Source organism: Kitasatospora sp. NPDC008050 (assembly GCF_042957465.1).
Taxonomy (GTDB): domain Bacteria; phylum Actinomycetota; class Actinomycetes; order Streptomycetales; family Streptomycetaceae; genus Kitasatospora.
The window spans coordinates 27031-44460 of sequence record NZ_JBIBIJ010000006.1 but is presented as its reverse complement, the minus strand read 5'-3'; the positions used below and the strand labels follow the sequence as shown (position 1 = coordinate 44460).

Genomic DNA, 17430 nt, shown 5'->3' with positions numbered 1-17430 from the left:
GTCCGTCACCCGGCAAGGTCGACGGCTGCTACGGGGCCCCGTGCTGTGCCTCCGGGGGCGAACCGGCCCTAGAACGGCGGCTCTTCGGCGTAGCTGCCGACAGCCGGGGCGGGGCCGGGGGTGGCGGTGGACCACGGGTCAGCAGCCCGGCCAGTGGCAGCGGTGGCGCCGCCGTTGGCGCGTTGGGCGCGGGTGACCTTGGCGGTGGCGAACCGCAGGCTTGGGCCGATCTCGTCGACGTCCAGGCCGAGCATCGAGCGGTTCTCGCCGGTCTCGGTCTTCCAGTTGTGCTGGACCAGGCGGCCGGTCGCGACCACGCGCATGCCCTTGGTCAGGGACTCGACGGCGTGCTCGGCAAGGTCGCGCCAGGCCGTGGCGCGCAGGAACAGGGCGTTGCCGTCCTGCCACTGGTTGGTGGTCTTGTCGTAGACGCGAGGGGTGGAGGCGATGGTGAAGCGGGCCATCGCGGCGCCGCCCTGGGTGAACTTGAGCTCGGGGTCGTCGGTCAGGTTGCCGACGATGGTGATCGGGGTGTCTCCGGCGGACAACGGAGCCTCCAAGGGCTGGTGTTTGGTCCGGGAGCGGATCCTGTCCGGTCCCCCGCACCGCCCGGGGCCGGCCGCTGGCTGCGGTGGGTCCGGGCGGCGCGGCCGGTCGGGCAGGTGGCGGTGCTGCTCAGGGCGGCCATGAGCCGCCCAGGTGGCCGAGCCAGAGCAGAACGGTGAGCGCCGGCCAGGCGGGTAGTACGAGGTGGAGCAGCAGGTTGCCGAGCCACGCCACGGCCACCAGGGCGATCGCGTCGCAGGTGATGGACTCGGCCAGATCCCACCAACTCCCGCGGGGCGGGGCCGTGTCTCGGGGCCGGCCAGCCTGGGGCGGGTGGTCGATCATCAGTGGTGCGGCCCGTCGCAGGGCGACTCGGGGCAGGAGCAGCCGTCGCACTCGTTGCAGATGTCGTCCTCGCACTCCTCGCACAGCGCGTGGCCCTGGCAGTCGTAGGAGCAGCACTCGTCGCAGTACGTCTCCTCCTCGTCGTCGTAGTAGCTGTCGTCCTGGTCGTACTCGGTCTCGTCGTCCATGGCGTCTCCGCTGATCAGAGGTGGTTGATGAAGGTCGACTTGCCCTTGGAGATCTGCCTGCCGATCGAGGTGGTCTTGGTCGTGGTGTTCTCGGAGTGGAAGAGCGACAGGGTGGTGCCGCTCTTGCCGCTGCGGACCTTGACGGCGGCAACGGCGGCCACGACCAGGGCCACGAAGACGACCATCCACTTGAGGACGTGGACGATGCCGTCCATGGCGGGGGCCATCTGGGCCAGGCCCGCGCCGACCATCCAGAACGCGCCGCCGCCCGCGATGGTGATCAGCGAACCGTAGAGGGCGTACTGCCGCACCGCGATCGACAGGCCGGGGTCGGCCCGCTCCGGGTCCGCGGCGGGTTCGGCCGGCTGCTCGGCGGCCGCGGCGACGGTGGGGGCGGGTTCGGCGATGGGCAGGGCGACGATCCGGCCGTCGGCGGTGAGGGTGGCGATGTAGCCGGGCGGCATCAGGTAGGCGTCCGGGTCGGCCGCAGGCGGGGTGGTGGGGGTCTCGTAGACGCTGTCCACGGGGCAACTCCTGGGAGGCGGAGGGGTAGGTGGCGTACTGGGTGTGTGGCGGCCCGTGGGCGCCCACGGGCGGCCGCCGGGCCCCTGGGTGGACCGGGGGCCCGGCGGCGGGGCGCAAGCCGCAACAGGCGGCTTCTGGCGATCCCTCAGGCCGCTGCGGTTTCGGGGTGGTTGGTGGCCCAGTGGCCGTGTCCGAGGTCGGTGATCTCACCCGCAGCGGCAGCGCGCTTGAGGGTGGAGGAGACGGTGGACAGGGACAGGTTCAGGCGGGAGGCGAGGATGCCGGTGGTGGCTTCGCCTTCGGTGGCGAGCAGGGCCAGGACGGCCCGCTTCTTCTCGCCGCGGGCCGGGGTGCCGGCGGCGCTCGCGCTGACCTGCTGCTCGAAGCCCGAAGCGGCGGCGGAGGGCTTGGCGAACGAGACCGCCACCGGGACGACCTTGCCGCCGGCCGCCGTGGTGAAGGGCTTGCGGGTAGCGGGCTTCTTTCCGCCGCGGCCGCCGGGGGCCGCGGACTCGAAGTCCGCCTCGAAGCCCTCGATCTCGGTCTCGGCCTCGGTGACGCCGGGCACGGGCGGGATCTCACCGCGCCGCCGGGCCGCGAGGCGCTCGCGCCATTCGGTGTAGGCGGGGCCGATGGCCTGGGCGGCTTCGGGGCTGATGGTGCCGGGGGTTCCGGTCTTGGCCCAGCGGGTGGCGACCCCGCGCGGCTCGGGGGTCCAGGTGCGGAACATCGCGGCCCGCTCCTCGGTGCCCTTCAGGTAGCCCATGCCGGAGGTCGGCACTCCGGGCTCGTCCGGCCAGACGGCGGGGATGTCGTTGGGGTCGGCGGGCAGGTTGACCACGTAGCCGGCGGAGCGCTCGGTGGTGCGGAACGCGATGTTGTTGCCCGCGGTGAGCGGCTGGCGCAGCTTGGCCGAGCCGAGCGATTCGAGGGTGGGCAGGTGGGTCATCAGGCGCAGCTTGATGCCGACCTTGCGGCCCAGGATCGCGATGCGCACCGCGTAGTCGATCGCCTCGGGGTAGGCGCCCCAGACTTCCTGCCACTCATCGATGGTGATCGAGATCAGGGGCTGTTCGACGGTGGGGGTCCAGTCGGTCTCGCCCCACATGGTGTCGCCGTCGTCGTCGGTCCAGGTGCTGCTGGCGCGTTGCTTGGCGCGCCGGGTCAGCTCGGTGTCGGCGGCGATCAGCATGCCCATGCACTCGTCCACTCCGGGCGCGAAGTAGGACAGGTAGTCCTGCCAGAACCCGAACGAGGCCCCGTCCTGGGGGTCGCCGCCCCAGGAGGTGATCAGGCCGCCGGAGTGGCGTTCGATCGTGAAGCACTGCCGCAGGAAGGCGGACTTGCCCGCGCCGGTGGCGCCGGAGCCGTGGGTGTGGACGGCGCCCCAGCCCGGCCGCCACATCTGGTACTGGGCGGGCAGGCCGTCGATGTGCAGGCCGAGTTGGGCGATCCCGGTGGTCAGGTCCAGGGCCTGCGGGCCGGGGAAGACCGGCACGGACTTGAGCGGGTTGCGTTCGAAGACGAGAAGCTTGGCCCGGTCCTCGGCGCCGCCGGGCAGGCGGTCGATGGCGATGGAGGAGACGGGCAGGCTGTAGGCGGAGGCGATCATCGTGGTGGCGTTGACCGCCGCGGCGGCGTTCTGCCGGCCGCTGTCCAGCTCGACCAGGGCCTGCCAGGCGCCGTCCTCGGGGCGGTCGACCAGCTCGACCAGCCGAGAACCGGGCAGCGCGCCGCGCGCCGCCCCGACCTTCTCCTCCCAGAGCGCTATGCGCCGATCCGGCCCGGCCGGTGCGGTCTTGGCGCGGATCCGGCGGCGCCACCACCACGGCAGGGCGGTGGCGGGGGTGAGCGCCAGCCACCACAGGCCGGTCATCGGTGCCTGGAACGGGCCGGTGTGGGTGATCGCGCCCGCGGTGAGCAAGAGGCCGGCGGCCCCCGCGGCGGCGCTGGTGCGGATCGTCTCGGCGCGGCTCATGGGCCGGTTCGGCGGGGTCGGCAGTGCCCGGTGGGTGTACAGGAACTTCGTCGCCTTGCCGGTGTAGGGCTTGGTCCGCCGCCAGGCCCGCGCGGCGAGCACCGCGGCCGGCAGGGCGGCGTCCATCGCCAGGGCGCCGCCGATGCCGTTGGGCAGGGCGCTGATGGCCTGTCCGTAGGCGCCCAGGACGAGGCTGGCGGCCAGCGGCGGCAGGTGCCTGCGGTTGCGGTACAGGCGCCGGTAGGCGCCGTGGGCGACGCGCACCGACAGCGGGCCGCGCTCAACGCCGGGTCGCGCGGGCACGGGGGTGGGGGTGTCCGCCTGGCCGGGGGCGGTGGCGAAGGTTCTCAACGTTCTGTCCTCCGGAGCGGTCCAAGGGGCGGCTTGCTGGGGTGGGTTGGGTGCGGGGTGGCACCTCGGCCGGACACCGTCCCGCCCGCCCCCAGGAGCTCGGTGGGGCGGGCGGGACGGTGTTCAACCGGGACGTCACCTCCGGTTGTAGGCCTCGCGGTTGGCGGCCGGGACCGGGGCGGAGGCCACCGCGCGGTCGATGCCGCCGTGGCGCTTTTCGATCTCACGGCCGGCCGTGATGGCCAGGCCGTTCAGCTCGATCGCGCTGTTGGCCGCGGCGGCCACCTTCTCGCCCTGGCCGACCAGGGCCTGACCCACGCTCTGGAAGTCGTTGCCGCTCAGCGGGTCGAAGCCGAGCCGGATGAGGGCGCTGTAGGCGGCTTCGGCCTCCACGACCTTCGCGGTGATCCGGGCGAAGCGCTCGCGGGCGGCCTGCTCCTCGGCCTTGGTGGCCGCAGCGAGCGCCACCAACTCGGACTGGACCTGGCGGTAAGTGATCTCTGCCATGGGTGTTTGGGGTCTCCTGTCGCTGGTGGGCGGTCAGTCGCCGTACGTGGTGGACTCGGCCATCTCCACCGAGGAGGCGTCCACGGCCTCCTGGATGCCGCCGTGGCGGGTCCACACGTTCGCCGACGCCTGCCTGGCGTTGCTCTCGGCCAGGTCGGAGGCGTGCAGGTCCTCCTGACGGGCGGCGCGCAGGGCGCCGAGCCGCTCGGTGATCGCCGCGAGCCGGCCGAGGGTGTCCTTGTCGTACTTCGCGCCGACGGCGGCGGTGTAGGCGGCCTCGGCCTTGACCTCCAGCTGCTTGAGGCGGGCGATGGCCGCCGCCGCGTCGTCCTTCTCCATCCGGGCCCAGCGCGAGAGCTGGGCAAGGTACTGCATCAGGGAGACCACGCCGGTCACCTCGGTGACCCGCGTCGCGGTCGTGGGCAGGGTCGTCATGCTGCTCCTCGGTGCGGTGACGGTGCCACCCGCCGGGGCCGGGCCCACGACGCCGGCAGCGGGCTTGCCGCTGCCGGCAGTAGGCGGGGCGGTGGTGGCGGCGGGCGGGGCGGTGATGGTGTCCTTCACCAGGCGCAGCCTGGGCGGTTCGGGCCTCGGCGGGGCCGCGCTGGCGGACGCCGGTGGGGGTTTCGGGCCACCGCGCGGCGCGGTGGTGGGGCCGGTGCCGGCCGGCGGGTCGGTGGTGATGTGGATGCGCACGGTGGCGTCCGCGCTCGCGGCCGTCGCCCCCGCCTCCCGGGCCGCGCGGGCCACGGTTTCGGGGTCGGGCGGGCGAGGGCCGCCGGTGTTGAGGGGTTCGTCCTCCACGATCTCGGCGTCGATGATCTCCGGCTCGCTCGCGCCCCGGGCAGTGCCGCTAGCGGTCCCGGCGGCGGTCTTGGTGTGGTCGCGGGCGGCTTTGCGTTCGGCCTTGTCGGCCTTGACCTTCGCTCGGCGCTCGCTGATCACGGTCTTCGTGTCGGGCCAGGTCTTGCGCCATCCCTCGCGGGCGCCGGAGGTCCAGGTGTAGGCGCGGGCCACGGTATTGATGGCACTCTGCGCGGCCCGCTGGCCCTTGTCGGTCCAGTCGATCGGGCGCGGTTCCTTGGCGAGTTTGGTCTTGGTGTGCTGCTGGGCGGTCGCGTGCCCGGCGGACACGCCGCCGCCGAGCGTGTAGGCGAGCGCCATCAGGATGAGCCACTCCATCGGGCTGACTCCTCAGCTGCTAGGGCTACTTGACGCCGAAGGCGGAGCCGATCAGGTGGGCGACGCTGGTGACGACCCAGGTCACCGCCATCGCGCAGACGTGCCCGGCCGTGCCGGGGATCGCGGTCAGCAGGCACGGCAGCGCCAGCGCGAGGGCCAGGGTGCGCGGGCCGGCCTCGCCGTCGCGCAGGTCCTTGATGACCACCACCAGCGCCGCCCCGGATACGAGGAACCCGACGCCGCCGCCGACCCACTTCGTCAGCCACGACGCGACCAGGTGGTTGGCCCAGGTGGCCATCGCGTTCAGCAGGTGCCCCGCCCCGGTACCGGCCAGCCCCGCGCCGCCGGTCAGGAACAGCGCGACGTGGACCCGGGGCATCTCCAGACGCCCTAGCACCGCCGACATCGCACCCGACACGGCCCCGCCACCGCCACGACGCCCGCGCCCGGCCATCGCACCCGAACCGGCGAGGCGGCGCCCGCCGCCCGCGGTCATCGACTGGGCGGAGCCGGACGCCAGGACCTGCATCGCGATGGACACGCCCACGCTCAGCACTCCGACCCCGCCACTGACAAGACCGTCAAGCACGGCCATGGTGATCCCCTCCCTGGGGTTTTCGATCAAGCAGAAGGCCGGCCCGATCGGACCGGCCGAAGACTCTCGAAGTAGCCCCTTGCGCTACGCGCAGTGAGCCGTTACTCTCGCGCGCGCCCGTGGGCGCGGCTACGCATAGGGGCCGCGAAATTCGCATCCGGATGCGTATACGCGATGCGAAATTCGCAATCCCCTCACCGTGCGTGATGGCTGGTCAGGTCCCGGGTTCGCTGCCGCAGCAGGTCAGCGACCGCGCTCCACGCGGCCTCTCGGGACTGCTCGGGCAGCCGGCCGATCGCAGCGCGCAGGATGTTCCACTCCGCGGCGGCAACCGCCCGCCCGCCACCCGCGGCGGCAGCCTCCGAGCGAAGCCGCGAGGCGTGAGCGTCGATCCGACGCCCGCTCGCCTCGGCCCGCTTCTCCTCCCGCACCTGCCGCCAAGCCGGTGTCCCGGCACTCACCGGCCCCCCCGGCCGCGCTCGACCACCTGCTTACCCAGGTCGCGGTGTTCCAGCTCCACGCAGTGGCCGAGGTTGCGCAGCCGGTCGGCCAGCGCCATCGCGACCGTGGCCGCCCGGTGGCGGCCACCCGCGCAGCCGACCGCGATGAGCACCGGGCCGTGGGAGGGGTCCAGGTCGAAGGCCTCCACCGTCCAACTGGTGGCCTTGATCAGGAGATTGATGCCCGGGGTGGTCAGGACCGCGCGGCGCACCGGCTCGTCGTGGGCGGTCAGGTAGCGCAGCCGCGGGTCGACGTGCGGGTCGCGGAAGTGCTCGCGCAGGTCCAGCACCAGGTGCGCGCCCTCGGGCGCGGGGCCGTGCAGGAACCCGAACGAGATGATCCGGATGGTGTTTCGCATGGTCAGCACCCCTTTCCGGGGGACGGCTCGGCGGGCTGCGGGGGCGGGTTGGGCTGCGGCTGGTGGCCGTAGCCGCCGTTGATGGTGTGGTCGCTCACCGCCCGACCTCCAACCGGTCCGCGGTGAGGGCGAAGAACAGGACCACGAACCCCCCGCCGTGCTGGTCGCGGACCTTGTCGCACAGGGCCATGAGCACGGACGAGCGGGTCTGGTCGGGCCTGAGGATGAGGACCTCGGCCGTGGTCAGGATCCGGCCACGGGAGGTCTGCACGGTGAGGATCGCGTGGTAGGCGGTGCCCTGCGCCGCGGCCGGGGCCTGCGAGCCGGGGGTGGGGGTGGTCTGGGTCATGGGGTGGGCTCCGTTTCGGCTGGTCAGGCGGTGGCGCCGGTCAGGGCGGGCAGAGTGTGGCCGGCGGCGAAGCGCTCCGGCCGGTTGTTGGTCATCGGTTCTCCGGTAGCCGGGTCCTCCGCGGCCTCCTTGTAGCGGGCCGCGATCCATCCGGTGGACCACCCGGTGCGCTCGACCGCGAGCCGCTGCGGCACACCGGCCACGAACGCCAGCCGGGCCACCTCACGCGCCTCCTTCTCCGCCAGCCGCTCGATCGCCGGCGGACCGGTCAGCAGCCACTCACGCACCTGCTCGGCGCGCTCGCGCTCACAGCGCTCACGCTCGCTCACCGCGCGCTCACGACGCTCACGCTCGTCCCGCTCCTCGGCCGCCCGACGGGCCCGCTCGTCCCGCTCCTCGGCCTCACGACGATCGGCGGCCTCGCGGTCCTCGCGGGCCAGGCGGGCGGCGTGCTCACGCTCCTCACGGGCCAGCTTGGCCTCGTGCTCACGGCGCTCACGCTCGCTGCGCTCAGCCCGCTCCCACTCGGCCAGCCGCTCCTCGCGCTCCCGCTCCCGCCGCTCCTGAGTCAGCCGTTCGCGCTCGGCACGCTCGGCCCGCTCAGCGGCTTCACGGGCGCTCAGTGCCGCCCGGATCGCCCGCCGGTAGGCCAGCGAGGTCTCCGCCGTGACGATCAGCAGCAACGGCGCCACCGAGTGGACCGCCACCCCCACCAGATCGTGGTGAAGAGCCGACAGACCCACGTTGAGCAGCAGCGTCATGACCCCGGTCATCCAGCGCAGCACGTCCGGCCACCGGCCGCCGTCCCCTTCGAGCGTGGCCAAGATGCTGTCCATCCGGACCACGATCACCACCGCCGCGTCTGCCACCAGCGGCAGGATCGGGGCCGTCCACTCCCAGCCCTTCGGGGTGTGTCCGGCGGCAAGCGGAGTCACCGTGAGCACGCTGTAGAGCACCGCCCCGGCCGTGATCGTCCACGTCCCCGCAGACAGGGCCCGCTCCGCCGAACGCACCCGCGGATCCAGGCGCGACACCATCGTCACGACCCCCACCCCCGCACCGATGAGCACGCCGTGAGCACCAGCAGCACCCCCGTGAGCGCCGTGAGCACCGCCGCCTCCCCGGGCAGCGGGGCCGGGTTCGAGGCGGGTTCCTGGCGAAGCGCCACCAGGTGGCGATCGACCATCGCGGTCAGCTTCTCGGTACGGGCCAGCGCCTCGCGCATCGCCTCACCCGACGAGACGACGGGCCCAGCCGGGGCGCTCACCGGGCCACCGCCTGATCCAGCGTGGTGCGCTTCATCCGCAGGTCACCGATCAGGCGACGACGCTCGCGGGCGGTCAACCCGCCCCAGATCCCCTCGGGCTCCGGGCGCCGCACCGCCAGCGCCAGGCACGCACCGCGCACCGGGCACGACCAGCAGATCGCCTTCGCCCGCCGCTCGGCGAACTCCCGCCCGACCACGTCCTGGTAGGCGGGGTCCTCCTCGTCGGGCCCGTAGAACAGGTCCGTGTCCAGCTCGGCGCACGCGGCGCCGTGCAGGTCACTGTCCGGCGGCGGGACGGCCGCCGCGAGCGTCGCGGAAACCGGCCGGGGCGTCAGGTGCGGCGTGCGGCTACCGAGCCGCAGTCCCAAGCGGCGAGGAGCGGGCATCACGCGGCCGCCTTCCAGGTCAGCACCCGGCGCCGGGCCGCGGTGCGCAGCAGCGAGCGGGCGTAACGGGCCGCCTCCGGGTCCAGGTCGTGCATCACCTCGTGGGCGACCGCCAGGCGGGCCTGGCGCGAGAGCGCCGACTCCCCGACGGTGCCGGTGAACAGCTCGGTGTCGATCCCGTAGGCGAGTTCAGCGAACTCGCGCGGCGTGCAGGCCTCCTGGCCTGCAACAATCAATCGCATGGGTCTACCTCCCAGGTGGTGGGCCCGGGGGCTGCTGCTCTCCGGCCAAGGAATGTGCAGCAGCCCCATACAGGGCCGGCCACTCGTCTGTCACGAGCAGCCACAGCCCCCGACACCCGGCCGCCGGACGGCAGATGTCGAGGACTGTGGTCACTGGTGAAGCAGGATGTTCAGGTCTCATCTGGACGCGGACCGCTCACCCCGGGGAGGCCCCTCCCGGAGGTCATCGCTGGCTGAAGGTCTGCCGCGTCGTTCTTTTGAGTCGGTTGCGTTGTCCCCCACACAGAGGGGTCAAGGCCGAAGCCCCTTCTCGGCCGACTGGTCTCCACTCACCCCGCCCCGGCATCGTCACAGGACGGACAGCGGTGGTGGATCACTCTCTGCAGTTGTCAAGGAATCGCGCTTCCCTGGCCGACCCCGAGAGGCCGACTTCCGGACGCATTTGCGCAGGTCAAAGAAGGCCCACTCAGGACCACCAGTTCATCCGCCTCGCGATGCGAGACATGTTGAACATGTCTCTTACGATGGCGCGGAGCCGACGGTCCGTCAAGTCCTTCGCTGATTTCGCCGGTGAGTCTCCGGCGGCGCTGAACCAGACTCGCGCACCCAGGCCCGTCGAGACACGGCGGAGCTGGACGGCTACTGTCCGTCTTGGGTACGGTCAAGTCGTCCCGCATCGTCCAACGCCACAACTCCGTCCAGGGGAGGACGAGATGGCCAATGAACGGCTCCGCGGCGCGATCCTGGCCAGCGGACTGACGGTCGAACAGATCGCCAACGGGCTGGGGGTCAGCTCTCGGACTGTCGAGCGGTGGGTCGAGGCCAAAGATCAGCGACGGCCCTACCGCCGTTTCCAGTACGCGCTGGCCAACCTGCTGAAGCGCGACCTGTCAGATCTCTGGCCGGACGAGCAGACCAGCAGCGAGACGACCGCGGCCGGCCGGGCTGAACTCGTCAGGATGTACCCGCACCGCGCCGTGGTCCCCAAAGAGCTGTGGACCACGCTCTACACCTCGGCGAGCAGACACTTCGACCTGGTGGTCTACGCCGGATTCTGGCTCTCCGAGGATCCACTCTTCTTCCGGCTCATCCGCGAGAAGTCGCAAGCGGGGGTGCCGATCAGGCTGATGCTGGGCGACCCGACGTCGCCACACGTCGCACAGCGGGGAGAAGACGAGGGGATCGGCCCTGCCATGGCGGCCAAGATCCGAAACGCACTGGCCAACTACGCACCGCTCTTCGGGCTGCCCGGTGTTGAGTTCCGGCTGCACTCGACCACGCTGTACAACTCGCTGTACCGCGCCGACGACGACATGCTCGTCAACGGCCACGTCTACGGCGTCGGGGCTTACCTCGCGCCGGTCCTGCACCTCTGCCATGTCCCCGGCGGCGAGCTGTTCAGCACCTACGCGGCGAGCATCGAGCGGGTCTGGGAGAGTGCACGAACCATCACCACCCCCCAACTTGAGAGCGAGGCAGCATGAGCCGCATTGACTACTTCCACGACCCCGACGCGCCGCCGGCGAACTCCGTGGTGCCATCGGTGACCGCCGTCGTTGTGGACGACTCCGGACGGCTGCTGCTGATCCACAAGACGGACAACGACCTGTGGGCGCTGCCGGGTGGCGGGCACGACATCGGGGAGTCGGTCAGCGACACGGTGATCCGCGAGGTGCGTGAGGAGACCGGCATCGACGTGGAGGTGCTCGCGGTGACCGGGCTCTACACGGACCCCGCGCACGTGATGGCGTACGACGACGGCGAGGTGCGCCAGCAGTTCTCAATCTGCTTCCGGGCTCGCCCGGTCGGCGGGGCGCTCCGCACCAGCGAGGAATCAAAAGAGGTCCGCTGGGTTGACTCAGCGGACCTCGACACCTTGACGATCCACCCGTCGATGCGGCTGCGGATCAAGCACGGCCTTGAGGCCGAGCGAGTCCAGCCGTACATCGGCTAACGCTCCACACCGACCTGGGACATGCGACCCTCCACCCGCTCCGCCGCAGCGTGGATCTCAGGCTCGGCCCGGCGGATGAACCGACCGACGATGCTGTCCGGCCCGTACCGGCCCACGATCTCGGAGATCCGGGCCGGCGTCGTGGTCGGCGCGCCGTCCGGCGTGGTGGTCATGTCGCAGTAGATCAGCGCATCGACCAGGCGGGGCTCCTCAAGCGGGAACTCCGAGGCGAGTTCCTCACGGAGCCCGCGCTCCTCGGCTTCCAGCAGCGCGCAGGAGTGGTGGGCGACCAGCCGAACAATCCGCTCGTCGACGCGCTCGGTGTTGCGCAGGAAGCGCGCCCCGTCCAGCGGGTGGAATCCACTGTCGGCGATGTGGGGCGAGTAGCCGATGTCGTGCAGGACCGCGGCGGCTTCGAGCAGCTCGGCGTCCGGGCCGAGGATCGGGGCGAGCGAACGGGCCCGGCCGGCCACCCCTTTGCTGTGCGCCCAGCGCCGGGGAAGGTCGTCTGAGAGAAGCGATTCAGCGAGGTCGTAGGCCCACACGTCCAGGTGCCTTCCTAGGAGACTTGCGAGGTGTCGTGTGTTACTGGCAGGGACCGGACGAATCGGCCCTTGCCGTGCTGTGCTTCGAGGATCCCGGCGCCTTCCAGCTGCGCCAGAGCCTGCCGGACAGTCCCACGTGCGGCGCCCGTCTCCTCACATAGCTTCTTCTCAGACGGGAACGTGTCGCCGATGTTGAGCTTCTCCCGCGTGATCAGACTCGTGAGCTGGCTGAGCACCGAGGGTTTGGCAGCACGCCCCACAACTAGCCATCCGACGCCAGGCTGAGACCTGATCAGCCCCTCGGCTGCCAGTACGCCGAGTGCGCGCTTGACCGTGGTCCGTGCAGCGCCGTATGAGTCCATCAGCGCTGCCTCGGACGGAAGCTTCTCGATGGCGGAGCCATCGCTGATCTGGCCACGCAGCACATCAGCAATCCGAAGGTACGTGCCGCGTGGGTTCCGTTCGGACACTCGTCGCTCCTCCCTGGTGTCTTATGCCCTAACCAGGTTGAAGGATGCTGCAAGCGCTACGGCAGCCTCTTCCCCGGCCCAGCCAGTATGACCGAGGAGGCTGCCGTGGACACTCCAGTCGCTAGCGCCGTGCTGCAACGGCGCTAGCTAAAATGCCTTCCGACGCACAATCAGCGCAGCCGATGCGTTACCTGACCCCCGTACAGTACAGAGTCGGGCACTGTCCTATCCGTGCTTGACCTTGTAGGCGATCATTGCTTCCAGCGTCTCAATACTTTCACGAACCAGCCCGAACGCCTTATTGCAATTTTCACAGAGAAGACCCCGCACTCTTCCAGTCTTGTGACAATGATCGACATTAGCAGTGGTCCTAATACCAGTGTACTGAAACTCATCCCCGCAGATGGCACACTTATATTCCTGATCATCCAGCATCGCATTATATTCGACTGGACCTATGCCATAGAGACTCTTCCGCGAATTGTCGCTATTGCACTTTTTGCACCGCCGAGAACCATCCGGCTTGAACGTCGTATTCTCGTCATCATAGAAATGACCTTGGGCGCAATGGGTCTTTTCCCGATTCGATACACCCCTCACTAGCCGACTGGGATCAAGTCCCTGCGATCTCATGACAGCCTCCCAGCGACACTGCTTACACTGCCGACGTTTACCGTTGGCCAAGTAGATATTATCTCGGGTCAGCTCATGGCCAGCAATGCAACGTTCTTTGCGGGCATTTAAGCCGGCCTGGGTCCGCCGCGCTGTTGCAATTGTCGCTACAAGCAGATGCTCTCGCTTCACGCACAGGGCATTATCGCAAGAATCCTCAACGATCTGCCCTTTTGTCAGCGGTTCGCCATCCTGCTCAACCACCCAACGTCGCACATAGACCAGAGGAGCAGCACCTGCGGCATACCTAGCCGGATCATAATAGCGAGGCTTTCCGTCTCCATCAACAGAGCCCTTCCAGATCCGACAACCACCCTCTGACAATTCGCTCTCCGCATTGATCAGCTCAAAGCCAATACTTGGCTTAGGGCTCTTCCGATCCGTAGTTCCATGCCTTTTCTCGTACCTATAGCAAGCTTGACAGAGGCCCCTACGAGGGGCTGTCTCTAGCTTTTTGCATGCACGGCAGAGAATTGGTGCCTTCCCGGTAGTCGCCACAGAAGCATCTAAGCCCATCTAACCCCGTGGCGTCCTGGGATTCACAGAAACCATCCGGCCTGTCCAGGCGGCAAGTGAAGGGTGCTACTCAGGGCAGAAGCCGACCAAGGATCACGGACTCACCACAATGACGTAGCCGGAGGCATTGAGCCCCACATTCGAGCATGCGGTGCGACTGAATACAACTCAGACGCAAGACCAATAGGGTAGATCACACTCGCATCAAGTAAGGATTTCAGGATTCCACTGCTTGAACGGCAGTCGCTTGCCTAGGGATAGATGTGGCCGATGCGTCTTTCCTATGCATTTCCCAGTGTCGCTTCAGCCACTTAACACGATCGGAGCCAAGGGGCACAGAGATTCGCTTACCGTGCAAGTTGGCGTATTCGGGGAAAGCGGCCAGATCGCCGGCGACATCCAATTTTCCCGTTGCCGGGTTCACTGCCAAAAGACCTAGGTCAAACAGTCGGTGAAGGTCTCGGCGAAGGAGCAGGCCGCCGCCCTTATGGTGTTTCCCGTTAGCGGCATAGCTGTAGAGGTGGGCGGCCTCAAGTGCCTGAGAAGGGGCCGGTCCGGTAAATGCGCAGATCTCACCAAATTCGGTGAGCAGAGCCTTGCGGAAGGCGGGCTGTCCGATGCGGACGCGGACCGTGGCCTTGCGGTGGCCGCCGGCGATGACCTCTCGGGTGGTCTCGATGATGTCGAGGGGGGTGGGTGTCCCGGTCTGAGCGAGGGCGACGGTGAAGTCGTCCCAGCGCAGTTCGCGCATGGCGTGTTGGGAGTCCTCACTGACGCACAGGTTGCGGATCTGGGATGCGGTCAGCGCGCCGCGGAGGTCGATCCAGCCGACTTCGTGTCGGCTGCGGTAGGTCTTGATGACCTTGTGCGTCCATCCGGGCTCGTCGAATTCCTCCTTGCACTTCCAGCATTTGTAGACCGGCGTCTTCGTCTTCCGTGGCGCGACATTGGCGAGCTTGCAGAACGGACAGAACGGGGTGTCCTTCTCGCCATCTCCTACCTCGATCGCCTCAATCACGGACATGCCAAGCAACGTCTCCCTGTCCCACAGCACGATCTGGTCACCGACCCGCAGGTTCCGGGCATTGGGAACGGTACTGTCCCAGCTGTAGTGAGTTGAGGGCTGGTCGTCATAGCCAGATCCCGCTCGCTTGCGTTCCTGTACGGCAAGCACCGCCCACGCAGTCATCTTTCTCCTCACCACGCCCCAGCGACACGTAGGGGATGCCGTGCCGCACCTTCCTCAACGTACCTGCCGACACTGACAGCTTGGGGCGACACAGAGCTTGCAGTTGAACCACGTAGGCCATCAGTCATCACGGACAGGAGCTCAAAACAGCGTAGGAGCGGCCTCGTCGACTCCGGCCACGCCCAGCAGGGAGTCTGCCAAGCCGACGCGCTCGCCAGAGGCAGTTGCCTCATGCTGCCCTCACGGAGGATCAGCGACCGGCGGTCCTTCTCATGATCGTGGACCACTCCGTAGCCAGTCCGACGGGTCGGCATGAGGGCAACTGGCCGACCGCAGGTCGGACACTGAACTCGTGGTGAGCGCATGCCGCAAGGATGCCGCAGCGGGCTGACACAAGTTAGATCACCTAGAATCCCTCCCCGCTCACGTAGCCGTAGAAGCCAGGTCTCGTCGGACAGGGCGCAAGCCAGTATCCGGTGGCCGGCGCCCCGTCGCCCGCTACGACCCGGGGGCCTAAGTCACGGCACAATGACGGTCGCATAGCGCCACCACCGGCCGAAGCGCTGCGATCGGCGCAGGTGAGAGGCTCAGCTAGAAAGAAGCGATCGATCCTCTTCTAAGCACTTGGCCGCAGGTTCGAGTCCTGCCGGGGGCACCACGACGGCCCGCTGATCCTCGGTGATCAGCGGGCCGTTTGCGCAGGTCGGGGGCGTGCGGTGGCTCCCGGGTGCCGGGGTGGCCGGTGGTGGTCCCGGTTGGCCGGGGAGGGGAGGTATCCGACCGTTCGTGCCGGAATATCCAGTCTCGCGATGGTTCGGGGACGGTCCCCATGACAGGTCCCCATGACAAGTCTCCGGCGCAGGCCTCGGGCTCAGGACTTGTGCTCGACGCTGTCCCGGATGCCGCGCATGATCGGGCCGGCGATCGCGGGGGTGATCGCGGAGGAGTGGGAGTCGATCTTGCCGTCCCGCTTGTTGTCGAAGTAGACGGCGCCGAAGGTGGTCGGGGTCAGCCACATGCAGGTGGTGGACTCGACGGCGAGGGTGCCGTAGATGCTCGGGCTGGTCTCCATGGTCTGCTGGCAGATGTCGCCGCCGCCGTGCGGGCCCGGGTCGACCGACTGGTAGGTGGTGCTGAACTTGTCGCCGGCGCCGTCGGCGCTGATGGCGGGGGACTTGGTCAGGGCCTGCAGGGCGTTCTGGTCGAAGCCGCTGCCGTTGACCCCGGTGACGATCAGCCAGGCGTCCTCGGCCGGGTCGTCGTAGAGGCCGGTGACGGTCTGGCCGGTGAGGTGGAGCTGGGCGGTCAGTTTGGCCATGGTGTCATTGATCTTGCTCAGCTGGGCGGCGGTGGGCTGTTGCTGCTGGTAGCCGTTGGCCACCGGCGGCATGGCGATCGTCCAGTGGGCGGCCGGAGCGGCTTGAGCGGCCGGAGCCCCCTGGGCCGGAGCCGCCGGACCAGCGGCGGCCGTGTGACCCGGACCGCCGGACTGGCAGCCCGTCACTGCGACGGCGAGGAGAATCCCGGCACAGGCGACGATGAGCGGACGGGGCAGCGGCATGAGCGGTCTCCGGAAGGCACAGGGCGAGCAGGGAAGCAGGAAGGGAAGAGGGGAGCAGGGCCGGCAAGGACGGGCGGGCGGGCTCGGCGCTCCCACTGTGGCCGACCGCCCGTGGCGCCGGAAGACAGCGCAGCTGCATGCCCCCGGTAGGTTCGCTAACGGTGTGCCGGGCAGCGCGGGGACGAACGCGGGAGAGGCGGCGTGGTGGAGCTCGATCCGAGAAGGCTGATGATCCTGCGGTCGATCGCCGAGGGCGGCGGCGTGGCGGCGGCCGCGCGGGCCCTGGGACACACGCCGTCGGCGGTGTCGCAGCAACTGAACCGGCTGGAGCGGGAGGCGGGCGTCCCGCTGGTGGACCGCACCGGCGGGCGGGCCGAACTGACCGCCGCGGGGCGCCTGCTGGCCCAGGCCGGCGAGCGGATCCAGCAGGCGCTCACCGACGCCACCCGGGAGTTGAACGCGCTGGGCGAGCAGGCCGCGGGGCCGGTGGCGATCGGCGTCCCGGCGACCGCGATCACCTACTTCGCGACGACCGCCCTGCACATGCTCGCCACCACGCGTCCGGCGCTGCGGCCGCGGCTGGTCGAGACGGGGCCGGCCGAGGGGCTGCGTGCGCTGCGGCTGGGTGAACTGGACGTCCTGGTGATCGCCGACGACCAGGACGCGCCCACCCCACTGCCACCCGGGGTCAGGGCCACGGTCCTGCTGGAGGACGAGTACCGGCTCGTGCTGCCCGACGGCTGGGCGGAGCCGACCGGCTGGGCCGAACTGTCGGGGCGGCCGTGGATCGGAGCGCCGGCCGACTCACCGCGCGGTCTGGTCTTCCAGCGGCTGGCCGCGGAGCACGGCATCGTGCCGTCCGTCCTGCACGTGGCCCGCTATCCGTTCGCGGTCTACAGCCTGGTGGCGGCCCGGCTCGGCGCGGCGATCCTGACCGCGACCGCCGCGAGTCAGCTGACCCACGGGGTGGTGGCCGAGCTCGCGGTGCCCGGCGGCTACGTCGTCCGCCTGCTGCGGCGCACCGGTCCGTCGGGGGCGGTGCCGGCGGTGGAGGCGGCGGCCGAGGCACTGCAGCAGGCCGTGCTGCTGGCGGCCGAGCGGATGGCGGGGCTGGGGCTGCTGGAACGCGAGCCCAGGGTCCGGTCACGGCTGGTCGACCCGAGCGAGCGCACCGGAACCTCGTGACAAGGGCAGCGCACCCGA

Annotated in this window: 22 protein-coding genes; 3 read left to right on the top strand and 19 right to left on the bottom strand. The window is 69.7% G+C overall.

Annotated features, from left to right (window positions below):
* Positions 1 to 68: 68 nt before the first annotated feature.
* From ACFZB9_RS14075 to ACFZB9_RS14010, 14 genes are all read right to left on the bottom strand, one after another.
* The gene (locus ACFZB9_RS14075; RefSeq protein ID WP_391446854.1) at positions 69 to 548 is read right to left on the bottom strand and encodes a single-stranded DNA-binding protein; all 480 of its coding nucleotides are present in this window, start codon (positions 546 to 548) and stop codon (positions 69 to 71) included.
* 127 nt (positions 549 to 675) lie between these two features.
* The gene (locus ACFZB9_RS14070) at positions 676 to 891 is read right to left on the bottom strand and encodes a hypothetical protein (RefSeq protein WP_391446853.1); all 216 of its coding nucleotides are present in this window, start codon (positions 889 to 891) and stop codon (positions 676 to 678) included.
* Positions 891 to 1079, bottom strand: coding sequence for a hypothetical protein (locus ACFZB9_RS14065; protein WP_391446852.1), 189 nt, complete (start codon positions 1077 to 1079; stop codon positions 891 to 893). Before ACFZB9_RS14065 ends, ACFZB9_RS14070 begins: the two co-directional genes overlap by 1 nt.
* Before the next feature lie 14 nt (positions 1080 to 1093).
* Positions 1094 to 1603, bottom strand: coding sequence for a hypothetical protein (locus ACFZB9_RS14060; protein ID WP_391446850.1), 510 nt, complete (start codon positions 1601 to 1603; stop codon positions 1094 to 1096).
* A 146-nt stretch (positions 1604 to 1749) separates the two neighbouring features.
* The gene (locus ACFZB9_RS14055) at positions 1750 to 3933 is read right to left on the bottom strand and encodes a hypothetical protein (protein WP_391446849.1); all 2184 of its coding nucleotides are present in this window, start codon (positions 3931 to 3933) and stop codon (positions 1750 to 1752) included.
* A gap of 135 nt (positions 3934 to 4068) precedes the next feature.
* Entirely contained in the window at positions 4069 to 4440 is a 372-nt protein-coding gene (locus tag ACFZB9_RS14050; RefSeq protein WP_391446847.1) for a hypothetical protein, read from the bottom strand.
* A gap of 33 nt (positions 4441 to 4473) precedes the next feature.
* Positions 4474 to 5622 (bottom strand): hypothetical protein, encoded by a 1149-nt coding sequence (locus ACFZB9_RS14045; protein WP_391446846.1) that lies wholly within the window; start codon positions 5620 to 5622, stop codon positions 4474 to 4476.
* 25 nt (positions 5623 to 5647) lie between these two features.
* Positions 5648 to 6217, bottom strand: a complete 570-nt coding sequence (locus tag ACFZB9_RS14040) for a hypothetical protein (RefSeq protein ID WP_391446845.1) — start codon at positions 6215 to 6217, stop codon at positions 5648 to 5650.
* 457 nt (positions 6218 to 6674) lie between these two features.
* The gene (locus tag ACFZB9_RS14035) at positions 6675 to 7076 is read right to left on the bottom strand and encodes an ATPase (protein ID WP_391446843.1); all 402 of its coding nucleotides are present in this window, start codon (positions 7074 to 7076) and stop codon (positions 6675 to 6677) included.
* A gap of 94 nt (positions 7077 to 7170) precedes the next feature.
* The gene (locus ACFZB9_RS14030) at positions 7171 to 7425 is read right to left on the bottom strand and encodes a hypothetical protein (RefSeq protein WP_391446841.1); all 255 of its coding nucleotides are present in this window, start codon (positions 7423 to 7425) and stop codon (positions 7171 to 7173) included.
* Between the two features lie 23 nt (positions 7426 to 7448).
* Complete coding sequence (locus tag ACFZB9_RS14025; RefSeq protein ID WP_391447376.1) at positions 7449 to 8462, bottom strand: DUF2637 domain-containing protein; 1014 nt, start codon at positions 8460 to 8462, stop codon at positions 7449 to 7451.
* A gap of 2 nt (positions 8463 to 8464) precedes the next feature.
* Entirely contained in the window at positions 8465 to 8692 is a 228-nt protein-coding gene (locus ACFZB9_RS14020) for a hypothetical protein (RefSeq protein WP_391446839.1), read from the bottom strand.
* Positions 8689 to 9078, bottom strand: a complete 390-nt coding sequence (locus tag ACFZB9_RS14015; RefSeq protein ID WP_391446837.1) for a WhiB family transcriptional regulator — start codon at positions 9076 to 9078, stop codon at positions 8689 to 8691. The genes ACFZB9_RS14020 and ACFZB9_RS14015 overlap by 4 nt, the downstream gene beginning before the upstream one ends.
* Entirely contained in the window at positions 9078 to 9320 is a 243-nt protein-coding gene (locus ACFZB9_RS14010) for a hypothetical protein (RefSeq protein ID WP_391446835.1), read from the bottom strand. The genes ACFZB9_RS14015 and ACFZB9_RS14010 overlap by 1 nt, the downstream gene beginning before the upstream one ends.
* Before the next feature lie 713 nt (positions 9321 to 10033).
* Between ACFZB9_RS14010 and ACFZB9_RS14005 the strand changes: the two genes are divergently transcribed.
* Together ACFZB9_RS14005 and ACFZB9_RS14000 are read left to right on the top strand one after the other, a co-directional pair.
* A complete protein-coding gene (locus ACFZB9_RS14005; protein WP_391446833.1) occupies positions 10034 to 10804 on the top strand; it encodes a helix-turn-helix domain-containing protein in 771 nt (256 codons plus the stop codon).
* Positions 10801 to 11274, top strand: coding sequence for an NUDIX hydrolase (locus ACFZB9_RS14000; RefSeq protein WP_391446831.1), 474 nt, complete (start codon positions 10801 to 10803; stop codon positions 11272 to 11274). Before ACFZB9_RS14005 ends, ACFZB9_RS14000 begins: the two co-directional genes overlap by 4 nt.
* Here the strand turns inward: ACFZB9_RS14000 and ACFZB9_RS13995 are convergent.
* The 5 genes from ACFZB9_RS13995 to ACFZB9_RS13975 form a co-directional block, all read right to left on the bottom strand.
* Complete coding sequence (locus tag ACFZB9_RS13995; protein WP_391447374.1) at positions 11271 to 11825, bottom strand: HD domain-containing protein; 555 nt, start codon at positions 11823 to 11825, stop codon at positions 11271 to 11273. The genes ACFZB9_RS14000 and ACFZB9_RS13995 overlap by 4 nt on opposite strands.
* Before the next feature lie 8 nt (positions 11826 to 11833).
* A complete protein-coding gene (locus tag ACFZB9_RS13990) occupies positions 11834 to 12289 on the bottom strand; it encodes a GntR family transcriptional regulator (protein WP_391446829.1) in 456 nt (151 codons plus the stop codon).
* Between the two features lie 225 nt (positions 12290 to 12514).
* Positions 12515 to 12724, bottom strand: coding sequence for an endonuclease domain-containing protein (locus tag ACFZB9_RS13985; protein ID WP_391447372.1), 210 nt, complete (start codon positions 12722 to 12724; stop codon positions 12515 to 12517).
* A gap of 970 nt (positions 12725 to 13694) precedes the next feature.
* The gene (locus tag ACFZB9_RS13980) at positions 13695 to 14666 is read right to left on the bottom strand and encodes an HNH endonuclease (RefSeq protein WP_391446827.1); all 972 of its coding nucleotides are present in this window, start codon (positions 14664 to 14666) and stop codon (positions 13695 to 13697) included.
* Between the two features lie 871 nt (positions 14667 to 15537).
* Positions 15538 to 16227 (bottom strand): hypothetical protein, encoded by a 690-nt coding sequence (locus ACFZB9_RS13975; protein ID WP_391446825.1) that lies wholly within the window; start codon positions 16225 to 16227, stop codon positions 15538 to 15540.
* Between the two features lie 228 nt (positions 16228 to 16455).
* Between ACFZB9_RS13975 and ACFZB9_RS13970 the strand changes: the two genes are divergently transcribed.
* Positions 16456 to 17412: a LysR family transcriptional regulator gene (locus ACFZB9_RS13970; RefSeq protein ID WP_391446824.1), complete on the top strand. Its 957-nt coding sequence runs from the start codon at positions 16456 to 16458 to the stop codon at positions 17410 to 17412.
* The last annotated feature ends 18 nt before the right edge of the window (positions 17413 to 17430 follow it).

Coding starts and splice junctions, on each gene's coding strand:
- ACFZB9_RS14070 (WP_391446853.1), bottom strand. CDS start 891: ATGATCGACCACCCGCCCCAGGCTGGCCGGCCCCGAGACACGGCCCCG.
- ACFZB9_RS14065 (WP_391446852.1), bottom strand. CDS start 1,079: ATGGACGACGAGACCGAGTACGACCAGGACGACAGCTACTACGACGAC.
- ACFZB9_RS14050 (WP_391446847.1), bottom strand. CDS start 4,440: ATGGCAGAGATCACTTACCGCCAGGTCCAGTCCGAGTTGGTGGCGCTC.
- ACFZB9_RS14045 (WP_391446846.1), bottom strand. CDS start 5,622: ATGGAGTGGCTCATCCTGATGGCGCTCGCCTACACGCTCGGCGGCGGC.
- ACFZB9_RS14040 (WP_391446845.1), bottom strand. CDS start 6,217: ATGGCCGTGCTTGACGGTCTTGTCAGTGGCGGGGTCGGAGTGCTGAGC.
- ACFZB9_RS14035 (WP_391446843.1), bottom strand. CDS start 7,076: ATGCGAAACACCATCCGGATCATCTCGTTCGGGTTCCTGCACGGCCCC.
- ACFZB9_RS14030 (WP_391446841.1), bottom strand. CDS start 7,425: ATGACCCAGACCACCCCCACCCCCGGCTCGCAGGCCCCGGCCGCGGCG.
- ACFZB9_RS14025 (WP_391447376.1), bottom strand. CDS start 8,462: ATGGTGTCGCGCCTGGATCCGCGGGTGCGTTCGGCGGAGCGGGCCCTG.
- ACFZB9_RS14015 (WP_391446837.1), bottom strand. CDS start 9,078: ATGCCCGCTCCTCGCCGCTTGGGACTGCGGCTCGGTAGCCGCACGCCG.
- ACFZB9_RS14010 (WP_391446835.1), bottom strand. CDS start 9,320: ATGCGATTGATTGTTGCAGGCCAGGAGGCCTGCACGCCGCGCGAGTTC.
- ACFZB9_RS14005 (WP_391446833.1), top strand. CDS start 10,034: ATGGCCAATGAACGGCTCCGCGGCGCGATCCTGGCCAGCGGACTGACG.
- ACFZB9_RS14000 (WP_391446831.1), top strand. CDS start 10,801: ATGAGCCGCATTGACTACTTCCACGACCCCGACGCGCCGCCGGCGAAC.
- ACFZB9_RS13985 (WP_391447372.1), bottom strand. CDS start 12,724: ATGCTGGATGATCAGGAATATAAGTGTGCCATCTGCGGGGATGAGTTT.
- ACFZB9_RS13980 (WP_391446827.1), bottom strand. CDS start 14,666: ATGACTGCGTGGGCGGTGCTTGCCGTACAGGAACGCAAGCGAGCGGGA.
- ACFZB9_RS13975 (WP_391446825.1), bottom strand. CDS start 16,227: ATGCCGCTGCCCCGTCCGCTCATCGTCGCCTGTGCCGGGATTCTCCTC.
- ACFZB9_RS13970 (WP_391446824.1), top strand. CDS start 16,456: ATGATCCTGCGGTCGATCGCCGAGGGCGGCGGCGTGGCGGCGGCCGCG.